Origin of the sequence: Mesobaculum littorinae, assembly GCF_004011175.1 — a bacterium.
In the GTDB taxonomy this organism is placed as follows: domain Bacteria; phylum Pseudomonadota; class Alphaproteobacteria; order Rhodobacterales; family Rhodobacteraceae; genus Tranquillimonas; species Tranquillimonas littorinae.
The window spans coordinates 155,053-168,949 of sequence record NZ_RQXX01000005.1 but is presented as its reverse complement, the minus strand read 5'-3'; the positions used below and the strand labels follow the sequence as shown (position 1 = coordinate 168,949).

The window sequence follows — 13,897 nt, the reverse complement described above, 5'->3', positions numbered from 1 at the left end:
CCTGCGCCCCTTGCCCCTGCGCCCCTTGCCCCGGCATCTGCCCTCGGAGGGGGGCTGATCCTGGGTTCCGCGCGCTGCGGCTCGACCCTCGTGTCCGAGATCCTGAAGAGGCACCCGGCGATCCTGTCGGTGTCCGAACTCTTCTCGACCGTCGGTCCGCATGCCTTTCGTCCCGACAGGCCGTCCGGCGCGGCATTCTGGCGTCACTTGTCGCGTCCGTCGCGGGCATTGTCGCGCACCGGCAATCCGCAGGTCGCCCCGCGCGAGTTCCTGTATGGCCGGGTGCCTGACCCCGCGCATGATCCGTTTCTCTGCCCGCCGATTCTGGCCATCACGCTGCCGCATCTCTTCGCGGATCCCGATGCCGTCTTTGCAACGCTCGCGCGGGACGTGCCCACCTGGCCGCGCCGTTCGCTTGCCGCCCAGTACCTGTCCCTGTTCGACAGGTTGGCGGCCGACCTGGGCGGGCGGCGGGTCTGGGTCGAACGCTCGGGCGGGTCGTTGGTCGCGTCGGGCACCCTGTTGCGGATGTTCCCCGCGGCGCGGCCCGTTCTTCTGACGCGCAGCGGGCCGGACACGGCCCTGTCGATGCGCGACTACCCGGCCACCCGTCTCGCGATCTGGATGTGGCGCCGACTAGCGCCGCTGGGCATCGACCTGCTTTCGCCGCGGCATCACTACGGGCGCGGTGCGATCTGGCCGTTGATCGCCGCCGCCGGAGGGGTCGCTGGGCTGGGGCCCATCCTGTCCGCGCGCCCGACGCTCGCCGATTGCGGCGCGTTCTGGTCCGAGCTGACGCGCAAGGGGCTAGGGCCGCTCGCAGGTCATGCGCCGCTGATCCTCTCCTACGAAAGCTTGTGCCGAGCCCCGCAAGACGAGATCCGGCGCCTCGGGCTCTACCTTGCCGACGAGGCGCCCGAGGCCTGGGTCGAGGCCTGCGCCGCGCTTCCGCAGGTCCGCCCCACCCGTCTGGCTGCGCTGGACCCCGCCGACCGGCGCGAGGTCGAGCTTGCCTGCGCCCCGGGCGAGGCTGCGCTGGCGGCATGGACGCAGGGCAGGTCGCTGCCGTGACCTTGGGCGGTGTGCGGAGCCCGCGCCTTGCAGGCGCCGTGTTGTCCGGCATCGCGCGTTCCGGCACTCTTCCCTCCGGGCGCCGCGCGCTACGCCATAGCCCGCCCACCGTTGCCCGCCCACACTGGTCCGCCCGTCGCGGCCCATGCGATAGCCACCCCGGCGGCACCGCGCCAAAGTCACCGCGCCTCGGGCGCGACTGGGGCGATCCTGTCCCAGGCGGCCGAAACCTCTGCCGCGCTGCCAGCCGCCACCGCCCGCAGGTCGCGCGGATAGTCGACGCCCGCGGCCTCGGTCGCCCGGAGGGCATGGAACTGGCCGTTTGCCGCGCGCAGCACCCAGCCGCCATCGGTGCAGTCGCCCGAGGCCAGGAAGGCGACCCCGGGCGCGACGGCGTCGGGGCTCAGGTCATCGGGCGTGCCCTCGACCCCCCACATGCGGGTCTTGGCCACCGGAGAGACCGCGTTGACGACGATCCCGTGCGGGGCGCCTTCCTTTGCCAGCACGTTCACGATGCCCACGGCGGCCATCTTCGCCGCGGCGTAGGATGTCAGCCCTGTCTGGACGTAACCCGGGTACAGCGCCCGGCAGGAGGTTGTCAGGACGATCCGCCCGAACCCGGCGGCGCGCATCGCGGGCCACGCCGCCTGCGCCAGCCAGAGCGGCGCCTTCGCCATGACGGCCATCATGCGGTCGAAGGACGCCTCTTGCAGCGTTTCGACTGCTTCGTAGCCGACCCAGCCCGCGTTGTGGATCACCGCGTCCAGCCGGCCCTGCACGGCGTGGCCGTCGCGGACCAGCGCGCGGCACCCGTCGCGCGTGTCGATCGGCGTGGCGAATGGGTGGGCGTCGATCCCCTCTGTGCGCAGCCCGGCCGCGGCGTCGCGGGCCACCGTGGCGTCCCGGCCGTGCCCGTCGGTCCCGGCGCCCACATCATGCAGCAGCACCGTCGCGCCAAGCTGGCCCACGGCCCGGGCATAGGCCAGACCCAGCCCGCGGCCGGCCCCGGTGATAAGCACGCTTTGCCCCTGAAAATTCGGTTCTGTCATTATCTCACCCTCCATTGCGGGCAGGATGGGGTGGTGCCTATGATACGTCCAATACAACCCAATTAGCAGTTTGATATGCCTGATGTATCGAAAGACAGGGGCCCCGGGGCCCGCGGGATGATCGACCTGCGCAAGATGGAGCAGTTCGTCGCGGTGGCGGAAGAGCGTCATTTCCACCGGGCCGCCCATCGGCTGGGCATGTCCCAGCCGCCGCTGACCGTCGCGATCCGCAAGCTTGAGGAGGATCTGGGCGTGGACCTGATCGCGCGCGGGCCGCACCGTGTCCTGGGCCTGACCGCGGCGGGCGCGGCCTTTCTGCACGAGGCCCGCGCGACGCTGCGCCAGGCCCGCCACGCGATCGCGACCGCGCGCGAGACCGGTGCCGGGCGCACCGGGCTGATCCGGCTGGGCTATGTCGGCAGCGCGCTTTACGGACGCCTGCCCGAGACCATCCGCGCCTTTCGCAAGGCGCGGCCGTCCGTGCGGCTGGAGCTGCGCGAGGCGACGACCGCCGCCCAGATCGCCGGCCTGCGCGCGGGGACGCTGGACGCGGGCATCGTCATCCCCCCGATCCCGAAATCCGAGGGGATCGAGCTGCGCCGGTTCGATCGCGACCGACTGTGCATCGCCCTGTCGGCGGACCATCCGCTTGCGGACCGGAGCGACCTGTCGCTTGCGACGCTTGGCGACGAGGAGTTCGTGCTCTGGCCTATGGCCGAGGGGCGCGGTTTCCATCTGCAGGTCATCCGCCTGTGTGCCGACGCGGGGTTCGTGCCGAACGTGACGCAAGAGGCGCACGGGATGCATGCCGTTCTGTCGCTGGTCGCGGTGGGCGCAGGCGTGTCGGTGGTGCCGGAGAGTATGGCCCGGTTCCGGCCGGACCGGATCGCCTATCGCCCCATCGCCGCGACCGGCGCGGCCTTTTCGCTAAGCCTCGCGGTCCATCAGCCCGGCCCGGCGGTCACGGCCTTCGCCGAGATCGCCGCCTGACGTTCGGCCGGCGGCCCGAGCCCCAAGGCTCGGCCAGCCGGCCGGCCGACCAGGTTCACCGCCGTGGGCCCCGGAGCGGCCCCGGCTGGCGCCACCGCGACGTGCCCTGTCCGCCCTCGCACCCGCGGTTCGCGGCGGCCGTCCCCGGGCGGGGAGTCTTCCAAGGAATCACGCCGGGGGACAGCCGGGCCGTGCCCGCCTGACGCAGGCTCCGGAAGATCCCCTGCGGGGTCGACGGTGCCGGACGTGGGGTTCTCGGACGGCCTGATGTCGCCGAAGCCCTGCCTCGAGATGAAGCCTTGCCTTGAGATCGCGCGGCGCGGGCTTTCCCCCGCCATTCCTGTTGACCCAGTCGTGTCGATTGAACCCGCGCCCCCAGCTGGTATATCCGGCGCTTGTCCAAGGGATGCGGGCCGCCGTGATCGTCGGCCCGGGGTCGGAACCGCCGGCGAGACCGCCGCCAAGAGAGCGCCGCGAACCTGATGTGCTGATACGCGAGGGACAGGACAGGTCCGGGTCTATCGACCTGCGGCTCGCCGTGTGGCTGGCGCTGGCGGCGGGGGCCGTCAACGCGGCGGGCTTCCGGTCCCTGGGGCACTTCTCGGCCAACATGACGGGCAATGTCTCGACCATGTCGGACATGCTGGCGCTGGGCCGTGTCGCCACCGCGATGGGGTTCCTGGCCCTTCTCGTGGCCTTCGTCTGCGGTGCGCTGTTCTGCGGGCTAATTGTCCGGGCAGGTGCGCGACAGGGGATCGGCGGGATCTATGCCCTCGCCATTCTGATCGAGGCGGCGCTGCTCGTTCCGCTGGCGATGGTGGACCTTGTCGCCTCGGGCGCGGGGAGCGGCTGGACGCTGGTGATCGGGCTGAGCTTTCTCATGGGACTGCAGAACGCCACCACCACGGGCATCTCAGAGGCGCGCGTCCGCACCAGCCACGTGTCGGGCATCGCCACGGATATCGGGCTGGAACTGGCCGAGCTTGTCATCCGCGATCCGCGCCGACCCGACCCGAGGCCCCGGCTGGTGCTGCATGGCGCGACGCTTCTGGCCTTTTTCGGCGGAGGCGTGGCGGGCGTCTGGGGATACGAACGGATCGGCGCCGTGGTCTTTCTGGTCGTGTCGGTGGGGCTGGCATGGCTGGCGCTTGCCACGCTGCAGCGCCTGCGCCGGACGACCTGAGGGCCGGCGGGGCTGGGTAGGACAGGGCTGGGCGCGGGCCGGGGATGTGCCTGGGGACTGGCCGGGGGCCGGAACCGCCCGGCGCTCGGGCCGGTTTCCAAGGGGACTGCCGGACATGGGTCCGGCCCATGGCAAGGAGACGAGACATGTCGGACAAGGTCAGCCCTTCGATGAAAGAGAACGCGGGCAATGTTTTCTCGAACGCCGAGATCGACCAGGTGCGTGAACTGGCGGCCGAGAACGCGCCCGTCGACGTGGTCGCCGTGCGTCTGGGACGCCCGCCCGAAGAGATCCGCAAACTGGCCGAGGCGGTGGGCATCGACCTGCACGACGCCTGAGTCCCGCCCCCGTCGCCCGGACGGCTGCGCCACATGGCCGGCGGGGCCGGGCAGCCCCCCGGTGTGCCAAAGAAGGTCTCCGGGCGGTCGCAGGGTGGCGGCCCAACAGGGCGATTGACCGACGGGCCTCTTGGCAGAGCTTGACCTTTAGCGGGAGGGTCAGCCCCCCTCCCATTTCCCGCGGGGCACGCGCGCGCATGCCTCTAGCCTGCGTTCGCGAGATTGCCCGCTCTCTTCACGTATCTCCGCGCCCTATCCAGCGAAGTGGCGCCTTTCCAGAGGCGCGCAAGTCCGCCGACCGGTCAGGCGCGGGCGGCCCGGGCAAAGTCGCGTGCCTGCGCGGGGGCGGTGCCCAGTTGCGCGGTCGGCGTGGCGATGGCACGCCAGTCCCGGCCGGGGTGATCGCGGGCCAGAAGCTGGGGCAGGGGGGTGCCCGTGCGCATCGTCTCCTGACAAAGCGCGGTCACCGCCTTCTGCGCATCGGGGCGCGGCAGGTCGCGGGCCAGCGCGAAGGTAAAGGCCTCGGCATAGATGAGCCCGCTGCCGTCGTCGATCGCGGCGGCCATGCGCGCGGCGTCCGCCGTCAGGCCGCTGGCCAGCGTCTGCGCAACGGCCGTCGCGCGGCCCACCGCATGGGCCATCTGCGGCACGGTCAGCCATTCGGTGAACCACGCCGCCCCGTCGCGCTGCAGGCGATGCAGCGCCGCACCCTGGACCGCCGTGTTGAGCGCGCCCGTCAGATGCGCCAGCGACACCAGGAGCGAAGGCAATACCGGGTTCTGCTTCTGCGGCATGGTCGAGGAGCCGCCGGTGGCCTGCAACCGCACCTCCCCGATCCCGCTCTGGGTCAGAAGCGTCAGGTCCTCGCCCATCTTGCCAAGGCTCTGGGTCACGCCGGTGATCCACGCCGCAAGCTCGCCGATCCGATCCCGCTCGGCGTGCCAGCTGGTGCCCGGGTCGGCCAGCCCCAGGCCCTGGGCCAGGGCGGCGCGGACCTGCGGCCCGGCCTCGCCCATAGCCGAAAGCGTGCCCGCCGCGCCCGACAGGCTGATGCACAGAAGTCGCGGGCGCATCTCCTCCAGCCGGTCGAGATGGCGCAGCAGCGGCGTTCCCCACGACGCGACCAGCGCGCCAAAGCTCGTGGGGCTGGCAATCTGGCCGTAGGTGCGTCCGGGCATCGGCGTCTCGGCATGCGCCTCGGCCAGGTCGGCGAGAGCATGGAGCGTGGCGCGCAGCCGCCCCTCCCAGATCGTCAGCGCCTGCCGCAGGCGCAACATCTGCCCCGTCTCGGCGATGTCCTGACTGGTGGCGCCCCAATGGACGTATTGCGCATGCTCCGGTGCGCCCAGCTCGGCGCGGAATGCCTTGACCAGTGCAGGCACGGGCACGGCGCTGCGCCCGCTCTCGGCGGCGAGCGCGGCGGGGTCGATCTGGATTTCCAGACTGGCGCGGTGGATCGCGGTCGCGGCGAGCTCCGGGATCAGCCCCGCGGCGGCCTGCGCCCGCGCCAGCGCGCCCTCGACCAGCAGCATCGCGCGGACCTCGGCGGTGTCGGTGAAGAGCTTTGCCGTTTCGGCATCCTGCAGAAGATCGCGGTAGATCGCGCTGTCGAAGGGGCTGGCGGGCATCAGGCGGCGTCCTTCAGGCCCAGCATCCGCCGCGCCTGAGCAGGCGTGGCGACGGGGCGGTCGTACTTGGCGCAAAGTTCGACGGCGCGGTCCACCAGCGCGGCGTTCGACGGCGCAAGCGTGGTCCGGTCCAGCCGTATGTTGTCTTCAAGCCCCGTGCGGGTATGGCCCCCCTTGGCGATGGACCATTCGTTGACGGTCAGCTGCGCGGCGCCGATGCCGGCCGCGCACCACAGCGCGTCCGGGGCCAGCCGCTTCAACGTTTCGATGTAGAAATCGAAGATCGGTTCGTCCGCGGGCATGGCATTCTTCACGCCCATCACGAATTGCACGTATAGCGGGCCTTTCAGCCGTCCGTCGGCGGCCATCCGCGTGGCCTGCACGATGTGGCCGAGGTCGAAGGCCTCGATCTCGGGCTTCACGTCGTGGCGCAGCATCTCGGAGGCCAGCCAGTCGACCAGGTCGGGCGGATTCTCGTAGACCCGCGTCGGGAAGTTGTTCGACCCCACCGACAGCGACGCCATGTCCGGGGCGAGCGGCAGCATGCCGCCGCGCGCCTGCCCCGCGCCCGAACGCCCGCCGGTCGAGAGTTGCACGATCATGCCGGGGCAATGCCTCTCGATCCCCTCTTTCAGCGCGGCAAAACGATCGGGGTCGGACGAGGGCGTTTCGTCATCGTTGCGCACGTGGCAGTGGGCGATGGTCGCGCCGGCCTCGAAGGCGGCATGGGTCGATTCCACCTGCTCGGCCACCGTGATCGGCACGGCGGGGTTGTCGGATTTGCGCGGCAGCGATCCAGTGATCGCGACACAGATGATGCAGGGCTGGGTCTGGGACATCCGGGGGCCTTCTGTCGTCTGGAATGCGTCGGCCCGACCCTACAGGGCCGGGCCGCGCTGCGCGAGGGGGCGGGGGTCATCGGTCCGAAGCCCCGCCCGCAAGCCCGCCCGCCCGCCGGAAGAACGGGCGAACGCGAAGGAACGCCGGACTCAGACGTCGAAGAAGATCGTCTCGTCCGCGCCCTGCAGGTGGATGTCGAAGCGGTAGACGCCGTCTTCCTCGCGCCGGGCCATCAGGGTGGGCACGCGGTTCTGATGCTCGATCTTCGACAGGATCGGATCGGCGGCGTTGGCCTCGGCTTCGTCCTCGAAATACATCCGGGTGTGCAGGCCGAGGTTGATGCCGCGCGCGACGATCCAGAAGGTGACGTGCGGCGCCATCATGCGCCCGTCGCGGAACGGCACGGCCCCGGGCTTCACCGTCTCGAAGGTGAATTCGCCGGTGTCCATGTCGCCGGGCGACCGGCCCCAGCCGGTAAAGTTCGCATCGGCCGTGCCGCGGGTTTCGTTGACCGAGTTGTAGAGGCCGGCGCTGTCGGCCTGCCAGATCTCGATCAGCGCATCCTTGAGCGGCGTGCCGGTGCCGTCGAACACCGTGCCCTTGATGGTGATGCGTTCGCCCGTCACGTCGCCGGTGATGAGCTTGGAGCCGAGGTCGTGCGGGTAGACCCCGCCGATGTCGCAGAAATTCGGCGTGCAGCCGATGTGGACGTAGGGCCCCGCGGTCTGCGAGGGCGTTTCCTTCAGTCGGGTGACGTCGCGGATCATCTCACAGCCCTTCCATGCGGTTTTCGAAAAGCGTCTGGCGCTTGCCGCGCAGCACGATGTCGAAGCGGTAGGCGCGGGCGTCCATCGGGATCGTCGCGCCCATGTCGAGCTTGGCCACCAGCGTCTCGATCGCCTCAGGCGTGGGGATGGTGCCGACGATGGGGCATTGCCAGATCATCGGATCGCCCTCGAAGTAGAGCTGGCTGATCAGCCGCTGCGCGAAGGCGTGGCCGAAGATCGAGAAGTGGATATGCGCCGGACGCCAGTCGTTGGGGCCGTTGGGCCAGGGATAGGGCCCGGGCTGCACGGTGCGGAATTCGTACCAGCCGTTCTCGTCGGTGATGCAGCGTCCGCAGCCGCCGAAATTGGGGTCGAGCGGGGCAAGGTAGCCCTCTTTCTTGTGGCGATAGCGGCCGCCGGCATTGGCCTGCCAGACCTCGATCAGGGTGTTCGGGACGGGACGGTTCGCCTCGTCCACGACGCGGCCGTAGACCACGATGCGCGGGCCGATGGCGCCGGCGCCGTCCTTGGCGAAGTTGTGGATCAGGTCGTTGTCGAGCGGGCCCAGGACGTCGTTGCCGAAGACCGGGCTCGTCTCTTCGCTGATGGTGGTGGCGAAGGACAGCGGTGCGCGCTGCGGCGAGCGGGCGACCGAGGTCTTGTAAAGCGGCGTCAGCGCGGGGGGGTGCCAGGCGCGGTCGCGCATGTAGAAGCTGTTGCCGAACTTGTCGCGCTGGCCGCCGGGCGTCTGGCCGGGGCTGTGCTTTTTCTCGGTGAAATGGGGTTCGGATTCGCCGCCGGGTGCGGGGCGGTCATCGGCTGGGGCGGTCATGCGTCCTTCTCCATATCGGCATACGTCTCCTTGGCTATCTTGATGGCGTGGTTGGCGCGCGGCACGCCGGCATAGACGGCGACATGCATCAGCGCCTCCATCACGTCGGTCTGGCTGGCGCCGGTATTGGCGGTGGCGCGGATGTGCATCGCGACCTCTTCGTGGTTGCCGAGCGCGGCCAGCAGCGCGATCGTCAGCATCGAGCGTTCGCGCGGGGGAATGGCGTCGGAGGACCACAACGTGCCCCAGGCGCCTTCGGTGATGAAGGACTGGAAGCGTTCGTCCAGGGGCGTCTTGTTGGCTTCGGCCCGGTCCACATGGGCGTCGCCCAGCGTGGCCCGGCGGGTCTGCATGCCGGTGGCGTGACGGTCGGTCATGGCTGGGAGCTCCTGTAATATCGAGCGCCTGCGGCGCGCGCGGTGGTTGCGCCGCCTGCGGCGGCGCGGTGCCTCCGGCGGGAGTATTTGGCAAGAGAAGAAGGCAGGGGGCGGTCAGACATGGCCGACCTCGCGCAGGAAGGAGGTGAGGAGGCGGGCGTAGTCCTGCGGCTTCTCGGCCGCGGGCAGGTGGCCGGTGCCGCGGATGATTTCGAACCGCGACCCCTGGACGAGGTCGGCCGTTTCGCGCACCAGGTCAGGCGGTGTGGAGCCGTCTTCGCTGCCCGCGATGGCGAGGGTCGGCAGGGTGAGCCCGGCCGTCGAGGCGAGAAAGTCGGTGCCGGAGATGGCGGCGCAGCACCCGGCATACCCGTGCGCGGGCTGGCGCAGCAGCATGTTTTCCCATGCGCGGAAGGCGGGGGTGGCGCGGAAGGGGGCCGCGAACCAGCGTTCGAGGATCGCATCGGAGAGCGCGGCGATGCCGCCGGCCTCGATCTTGGCGATACGGTCGCTCCACATGTCGCGGGTGCCGATCTTGGCCGCCGTGTTCGACAGGACCATGGCGCGAACGAGGTCGAGGCGTTTGGCGGCCAAACCTTGCGCGATCTGCCCGCCGATCGACAGGCCGACGAAGACGCAGTCGCGCACGTTCAGGTGGTCGAGCAGCTTTTCCACGTCCGAGACCAGGGCGCCCATGGAATAGGGCCCCTGGGGCGCATCGCTGAGCCCGTGGCCGCGCTTGTCGTAGCGGATGAGGCGCAGGCCCCGTGGCAGGTGGGGCAGCATCGCGTCCCAAAGCCGCAGGTCGGTGCCGAGCGAGTTGGCGAAGACGACCGGGCGCCCCTCGGGGTCGCCGTCATCGCGGTAATGCAGGTGAAGCCCGCCGATATCGGCCATCAGCATGAGGTGTCCTCCGTCCGTGGGTCAGTAGGGCAGGCCCACGTAGTTTTCGGCCATCGACCTCTGCGCGGTTTCCGAGCCTTCGAGATAGTCGATCTCGGTCTCCTGGATGCGCTGGTCGAAGTCGGTCTGGTCGGGGAAGCGATGCATCGTCGTGGTCATCCACCAAGAGAAGCGGATCGCCTTCCAGACACGGGCGAGGGCGGTTTCGGAGTAACCCTCGATCCCTGCCGCGTCGCCGTCATGGTAGTGCGTCTTCAGCGCCTCGAACAGGTAGTGCACGTCGCTCATCGCGAGGTTGAGGCCCTTGGCGCCGGTGGGTGGCACGATGTGCGCCGCGTCGCCGACCAGGAACAGCCGCCCCCAGCGCATCGGCTCGGCCACGAAGGAGCGGAGCGGCGCGATGGATTTCTCGATCGAGGGGCCGGTGACCAGGCGGTCGGCGGCGTCCTCGGGAATGCGGCGGCGCAGTTCGTCCCAGAACGCGTCGTCGGACCACTTTTCGATCGGATCGTCGACCGGGGCCTGCACGTAGTAGCGGCTGAGGTTGGCATTGCGCATCGAGCATAGGGCAAAGCCGCGGGCGTGGTTGGCGTAGATCAGCTCATGGCTGACCGGGGGCGTTTCGGACAGCACGCCCAGCCAGCCGAAGGGGTAGACCCGTTCGAACGTCCTGAGCACGCTGGCGGGGATCGTCTGCCGTGAGACGCCGTGGTAGCCGTCGCAGCCCGCCACGAAATCGCAGTCGATGCGGTGCTCGGTGCCGTCCTTGGTGTAGGTCACATAAGGGGCATCCGTGTCGACATCATGCGGGGTCACGCCCTCGGCCTCGTCGATCACCACGCCGTCCATGGCGTCGCGCGCGTCGTAAAGGTCGTGCGTCACCTCGGTCTGGCCGTAGACCATGACGGGGGTGCCGGTCAGGGCTTTGAAGTCGACGCGGAAGCCGCGGTTCTGCGCGGCGAGGTAGGTGCCGTCGTGGACATATCCCTCGGCGTGCATGCGCTGGCCCAGTCCCGCGGATTCAAGGAGCTTGACCGTGCCCCATTCCAGCACGCCGGCACGGATCCGGCTGAGCACATAGGCGCGGCTGCGCCGTTCGAGGACGACGGTGTCGATGCCGGCGCGGTGCAGCAGTTGCGACAGCAACAGCCCCGCCGGGCCGCCGCCGATGATGCAGACCTGGGTACGCATAGAACTCCTCCCTCTTAGCGAACCATCCGTCTTTTAGTTGTCAATGTCAACTATTTCCGCACCTCATGTATGCATGGAGAGTGCTTGGGCAAACAGGGCCGGATCGATGTTGCCGCCGGTCGCGACCGCGATGACGGCGTCGCCGGGGATCAGGTCGGGCCGGAACAACGCCGCGGCCAGCGCCACCGCGCCGCCGGGTTCGACGACGATCTTCAACCGCAGGAAAGCCAGGGCCACGGCGCGCATCGCCTCGTCGTCGCTGACCACCAGGCCCGGGCCGGCGTGGGCCTTGAGGATCGGGAAGGTCAGCGCGCCGGGCTCGGGGGTGACGATGGCGTCGCACAGGCTGCCGCTTTGCCGGTCGTTGCGCTGCGGCGTGCCGGCCGCGAGCGAGCGGGCGACATCGTCGAAGCCCTCGGGCTCGGCGGTGCGCAGCCGCAGGTTCGGCGCGGTTTCCGCAAGCGCGAGCGCGATGCCCGAGGCAAGGCCGCCGCCGCCGGTGCAGACCACGACGTCGGCGTCTGAGATGCCCTCATCCGCCGCCTGCCGGGCGATCTCCAGCCCGCAGGTGCCCTGGCCCGCGATCACCTGCGGTTCGTCGAAGGGGCGTACCAGCGTCAGGCCACGCTCTTCGGCCAGTGCCGCGCCGATGGCCGCGCGGTCGCCGGTGACACGGTCGTATAGCACGACCTCGGCCCCCAGCGCGCGGGTGTTGGCGATCTTCAGCGCCGGGGCATCTTCGGGCATGATCACGACGGCGGGCACGCCCAGCAGGGCCGCGGACCGGGCGATGCCCTGCGCGTGGTTGCCCGAGGAATAGGCCAGAACGCCGCGCGCGCGCTCGGTCTCGGGCAGGGCGGTCAGAGCCGACCATGCGCCGCGGAACTTGAAGCTGCCCGTGTGTTGCAGGCATTCGGCCTTCACGTAGACGCGCCGTCCCGCGATCTCGTCCAGAAAGGGTGAGCTGAGCAGGGGCGTGCGGCGCACTACGCCATCGAGCCGGGTCGCGGCGCTGCGGATCATGTCGATGTTCATCGGGTGTCTACCTTGGAAACGGCGTCGCAGGGACAGAAAGTGGGAAACGGGCGGGTCAGAGCCGGGCGACCCACGCCCGCAGGGCGACCAGCGCGTCGGGTTCGTCGAGGAACGGGACATGCCCGCGGTCGGAGATTTCGGCATAGATCATGTCGGGGCGGCGGCGGCGCATCTCCTGCGCCGTCTCTTGGGACAGGATGTTCGACCCTTCGCCACGGATCAGGGCCAGCGGCAGATCCTCCAGCGCTTCGAACGCCGCCCAGGGGTCGGCGTCGGGCGCGGGCGGCGTGGCGGTGGCGGCATCGAACGCCTCTCTCAGTGCGGGATCATAGGTCAGCCCCAGCCCGGTGTCCGTCTCGGTGAACAGCCTCTGTGCCTCGGCCTCCCACCGGGTGGCGGGGACGTCGCGAAAGGCGGGGCGCACGGCGGGCAGGGCGATCGCCGCCTCGGCGCGGCTGGACCAGGCGGGCGGCTTGCCCAGGTAGCCCGCGATCGCCTGCAGGCCCTTGGGGTCGATCACCGGTCCCACGTCGTTCAGGCACACGCCGGTCAGCCGGGACTTGGCCTTCATCGCCAGCGCCATGGCGATCAGCCCCCCGCGCGAGGTGCCGAGGATCGCGCTGCGCGACAGCTGAAGGTGGTCGAGAAGGGCGAGCGCATCCTGCGCCTCCTGCATGACGGTATAGGTGTCGGCGGGGGCGTGCTGCGAGCCGCCGCGCCCGCGATAATCCAGCCGGATCAGCCGCACCCCGTCGAGATGCGGCGCCATGTAATCGAAATCGCGCCCGTCACGGGTCAGCCCGGCGAGGCAGAGGATCGGAGTGCCCGCGCCGTCGTCCGTGTAATGCAGGCGGATGTCGTCGGACGTGGTGAAATGGGGCATGGCGCTTCCGGGGCTGAACAGGCGAGGGCGTGCTGCGACCGCGTCCGGCGACCGCACGAAGGCGAGCCTGCCACAGGCCGCCGGGCGGGGGAAGCGGCGTGGCCAGCGCTGGGCGCACGGAGGGAACGGGGCGATATCGGAGGAAGATACGGGACGGATCGATTCGGGTATCTCGGCGCGAGGTCGCCGAACGAGACCGGCAAACGACGAATAAATACCCTGACTTCAGGGTATTAACTCACTTCCAGCCCCCCGGGTTTACTTCCGAAGCCGTATTTGACAGATTCTTCGCCAAATCGCGGGCAGCCGTCAAGCGCGGCCTCGCAGAATTCACACCTGATTATCAGGAGATCTTCATGAGCCAGGCGAAACCAGGCGATACCGTTCTCATGCACTACACCGGCACTCTGGCCGACGGCAGCACGTTCGACTCGAGCCAGGGCCGCGACCCTCTCGAGTTCACCGTCGGGTCGGGCCAGATCATTCCGGGCCTCGACAAGGCGATTTCGGGCATGTCGGTCGGCGAGACCAAGACCGTGACCGTGGCGCCGGACGAAGCCTATGGCGACCGCGACCCCGCGCGTCAGCAGGCCGTGCCGCGCGACCAGATCCCCGATCACATCCCGACCGATCCGGGCACGCAGCTGCAGGTGCAGACGCCCGAGGGTCAGACCATGCCGGTCACCGTCGCGTCGTCGACCGACGAAGAGGTGATGCTGGACGCCAACCACCCGCTGGCCGGGCAGGACCTGACGTTCAACGTCGAGCTTGTCGAGATCAAGTAAGCGGTCCGCCCGCCGTTCAGGCCAT

The 13,897-nt window shown here is 69.8% G+C and carries 15 protein-coding genes; 5 read left to right on the top strand and 10 right to left on the bottom strand.

Going from position 1 to position 13,897, the window contains the following annotated elements; genetic code table 11:
• Positions 1 to 90 precede the first annotated feature (90 nt).
• Positions 91 to 1,071, top strand: coding sequence for a sulfotransferase (locus EKE94_RS14930; RefSeq protein ID WP_235856050.1), 981 nt, complete (start codon positions 91 to 93; stop codon positions 1,069 to 1,071).
• A gap of 179 nt (positions 1,072 to 1,250) precedes the next feature.
• Here the strand turns inward: EKE94_RS14930 and EKE94_RS14925 are convergent, their stop codons facing one another.
• Positions 1,251 to 2,120 (bottom strand): SDR family NAD(P)-dependent oxidoreductase, encoded by an 870-nt coding sequence (locus EKE94_RS14925; protein ID WP_127907426.1) that lies wholly within the window; start codon positions 2,118 to 2,120, stop codon positions 1,251 to 1,253.
• Positions 2,121 to 2,237: 117 nt separating this feature from the next.
• Between EKE94_RS14925 and EKE94_RS14920 the strand changes: the two genes are divergently transcribed.
• The 3 genes from EKE94_RS14920 (at position 2,238) to EKE94_RS14910 (ending at position 4,631) form a co-directional block, all read left to right on the top strand.
• Positions 2,238 to 3,110 (top strand): LysR substrate-binding domain-containing protein, encoded by an 873-nt coding sequence (locus tag EKE94_RS14920; RefSeq protein ID WP_127907425.1) that lies wholly within the window; start codon positions 2,238 to 2,240, stop codon positions 3,108 to 3,110.
• Between the two features lie 484 nt (positions 3,111 to 3,594).
• Complete coding sequence (locus EKE94_RS14915; RefSeq protein WP_127907424.1) at positions 3,595 to 4,293, top strand: YoaK family protein; 699 nt, start codon at positions 3,595 to 3,597, stop codon at positions 4,291 to 4,293.
• A 146-nt stretch (positions 4,294 to 4,439) separates the two neighbouring features.
• Positions 4,440 to 4,631 (top strand): hypothetical protein, encoded by a 192-nt coding sequence (locus EKE94_RS14910; protein ID WP_127907423.1) that lies wholly within the window; start codon positions 4,440 to 4,442, stop codon positions 4,629 to 4,631.
• 302 nt (positions 4,632 to 4,933) lie between these two features.
• Here the strand turns inward: EKE94_RS14910 and EKE94_RS14905 are convergent, their stop codons facing one another.
• From EKE94_RS14905 to EKE94_RS14865, 9 genes are all read right to left on the bottom strand, one after another.
• Complete coding sequence (locus tag EKE94_RS14905; RefSeq protein WP_127907422.1) at positions 4,934 to 6,259, bottom strand: lyase family protein; 1,326 nt, start codon at positions 6,257 to 6,259, stop codon at positions 4,934 to 4,936.
• Positions 6,259 to 7,098: a BKACE family enzyme gene (locus EKE94_RS14900; RefSeq protein WP_127907421.1), complete on the bottom strand. Its 840-nt coding sequence runs from the start codon at positions 7,096 to 7,098 to the stop codon at positions 6,259 to 6,261. The genes EKE94_RS14905 and EKE94_RS14900 overlap by 1 nt, the downstream gene beginning before the upstream one ends.
• Positions 7,099 to 7,248: 150 nt before the next feature.
• Positions 7,249 to 7,866 (bottom strand): protocatechuate 3,4-dioxygenase subunit alpha, encoded by a 618-nt coding sequence (gene pcaG, locus EKE94_RS14895; protein WP_127907420.1) that lies wholly within the window; start codon positions 7,864 to 7,866, stop codon positions 7,249 to 7,251.
• Position 7,867: 1 nt separating this feature from the next.
• A complete protein-coding gene (gene pcaH, locus EKE94_RS14890; RefSeq protein ID WP_127907454.1) occupies positions 7,868 to 8,572 on the bottom strand; it encodes a protocatechuate 3,4-dioxygenase subunit beta in 705 nt (234 codons plus the stop codon).
• A 122-nt stretch (positions 8,573 to 8,694) separates the two neighbouring features.
• Positions 8,695 to 9,075, bottom strand: coding sequence for a 4-carboxymuconolactone decarboxylase (gene pcaC / locus EKE94_RS14885; RefSeq protein WP_127907419.1), 381 nt, complete (start codon positions 9,073 to 9,075; stop codon positions 8,695 to 8,697).
• A gap of 114 nt (positions 9,076 to 9,189) precedes the next feature.
• Positions 9,190 to 9,978: a 3-oxoadipate enol-lactonase gene (gene pcaD / locus EKE94_RS14880; RefSeq protein ID WP_127907418.1), complete on the bottom strand. Its 789-nt coding sequence runs from the start codon at positions 9,976 to 9,978 to the stop codon at positions 9,190 to 9,192.
• A gap of 21 nt (positions 9,979 to 9,999) precedes the next feature.
• The gene (gene pobA, locus EKE94_RS14875; protein WP_127907417.1) at positions 10,000 to 11,169 is read right to left on the bottom strand and encodes a 4-hydroxybenzoate 3-monooxygenase; all 1,170 of its coding nucleotides are present in this window, start codon (positions 11,167 to 11,169) and stop codon (positions 10,000 to 10,002) included.
• A gap of 63 nt (positions 11,170 to 11,232) precedes the next feature.
• Positions 11,233 to 12,204, bottom strand: a complete 972-nt coding sequence (locus EKE94_RS14870; protein ID WP_127907416.1) for a threonine ammonia-lyase — start codon at positions 12,202 to 12,204, stop codon at positions 11,233 to 11,235.
• 55 nt (positions 12,205 to 12,259) lie between these two features.
• Positions 12,260 to 13,087: an alpha/beta fold hydrolase gene (locus EKE94_RS14865; protein WP_127907415.1), complete on the bottom strand. Its 828-nt coding sequence runs from the start codon at positions 13,085 to 13,087 to the stop codon at positions 12,260 to 12,262.
• A gap of 356 nt (positions 13,088 to 13,443) precedes the next feature.
• On the opposite strand from EKE94_RS14865, the gene EKE94_RS14860 reads away from it, so the two are divergent.
• A complete protein-coding gene (locus EKE94_RS14860) occupies positions 13,444 to 13,872 on the top strand; it encodes an FKBP-type peptidyl-prolyl cis-trans isomerase (RefSeq protein ID WP_127907414.1) in 429 nt (142 codons plus the stop codon).
• Positions 13,873 to 13,897: the final 25 nt, after the last annotated feature.

What these genes read in the sequence shown, in the direction of transcription:
- EKE94_RS14920 (WP_127907425.1), top strand. Translation starts at nt 2,238, where the DNA reads ATGATCGACCTGCGCAAGATGGAGCAGTTCGTCGCGGTGGCGGAAGAG.
- EKE94_RS14860 (WP_127907414.1), top strand. Translation starts at nt 13,444, where the DNA reads ATGAGCCAGGCGAAACCAGGCGATACCGTTCTCATGCACTACACCGGC.
- EKE94_RS14870 (WP_127907416.1), bottom strand. Translation starts at nt 12,204, where the DNA reads ATGAACATCGACATGATCCGCAGCGCCGCGACCCGGCTCGATGGCGTA.
- EKE94_RS14900 (WP_127907421.1), bottom strand. Translation starts at nt 7,098, where the DNA reads ATGTCCCAGACCCAGCCCTGCATCATCTGTGTCGCGATCACTGGATCG.
- EKE94_RS14905 (WP_127907422.1), bottom strand. Translation starts at nt 6,259, where the DNA reads ATGCCCGCCAGCCCCTTCGACAGCGCGATCTACCGCGATCTTCTGCAG.
- pcaH (WP_127907454.1), bottom strand. Translation starts at nt 8,572, where the DNA reads ATGCGCGACCGCGCCTGGCACCCCCCCGCGCTGACGCCGCTTTACAAG.
- EKE94_RS14910 (WP_127907423.1), top strand. Translation starts at nt 4,440, where the DNA reads ATGTCGGACAAGGTCAGCCCTTCGATGAAAGAGAACGCGGGCAATGTT.
- pcaD (WP_127907418.1), bottom strand. Translation starts at nt 9,978, where the DNA reads ATGCTGATGGCCGATATCGGCGGGCTTCACCTGCATTACCGCGATGAC.
- pcaG (WP_127907420.1), bottom strand. Translation starts at nt 7,866, where the DNA reads ATGATCCGCGACGTCACCCGACTGAAGGAAACGCCCTCGCAGACCGCG.
- EKE94_RS14865 (WP_127907415.1), bottom strand. Translation starts at nt 13,087, where the DNA reads ATGCCCCATTTCACCACGTCCGACGACATCCGCCTGCATTACACGGAC.
- pcaC (WP_127907419.1), bottom strand. Translation starts at nt 9,075, where the DNA reads ATGACCGACCGTCACGCCACCGGCATGCAGACCCGCCGGGCCACGCTG.
- pobA (WP_127907417.1), bottom strand. Translation starts at nt 11,169, where the DNA reads ATGCGTACCCAGGTCTGCATCATCGGCGGCGGCCCGGCGGGGCTGTTG.
- EKE94_RS14925 (WP_127907426.1), bottom strand. Translation starts at nt 2,120, where the DNA reads ATGACAGAACCGAATTTTCAGGGGCAAAGCGTGCTTATCACCGGGGCC.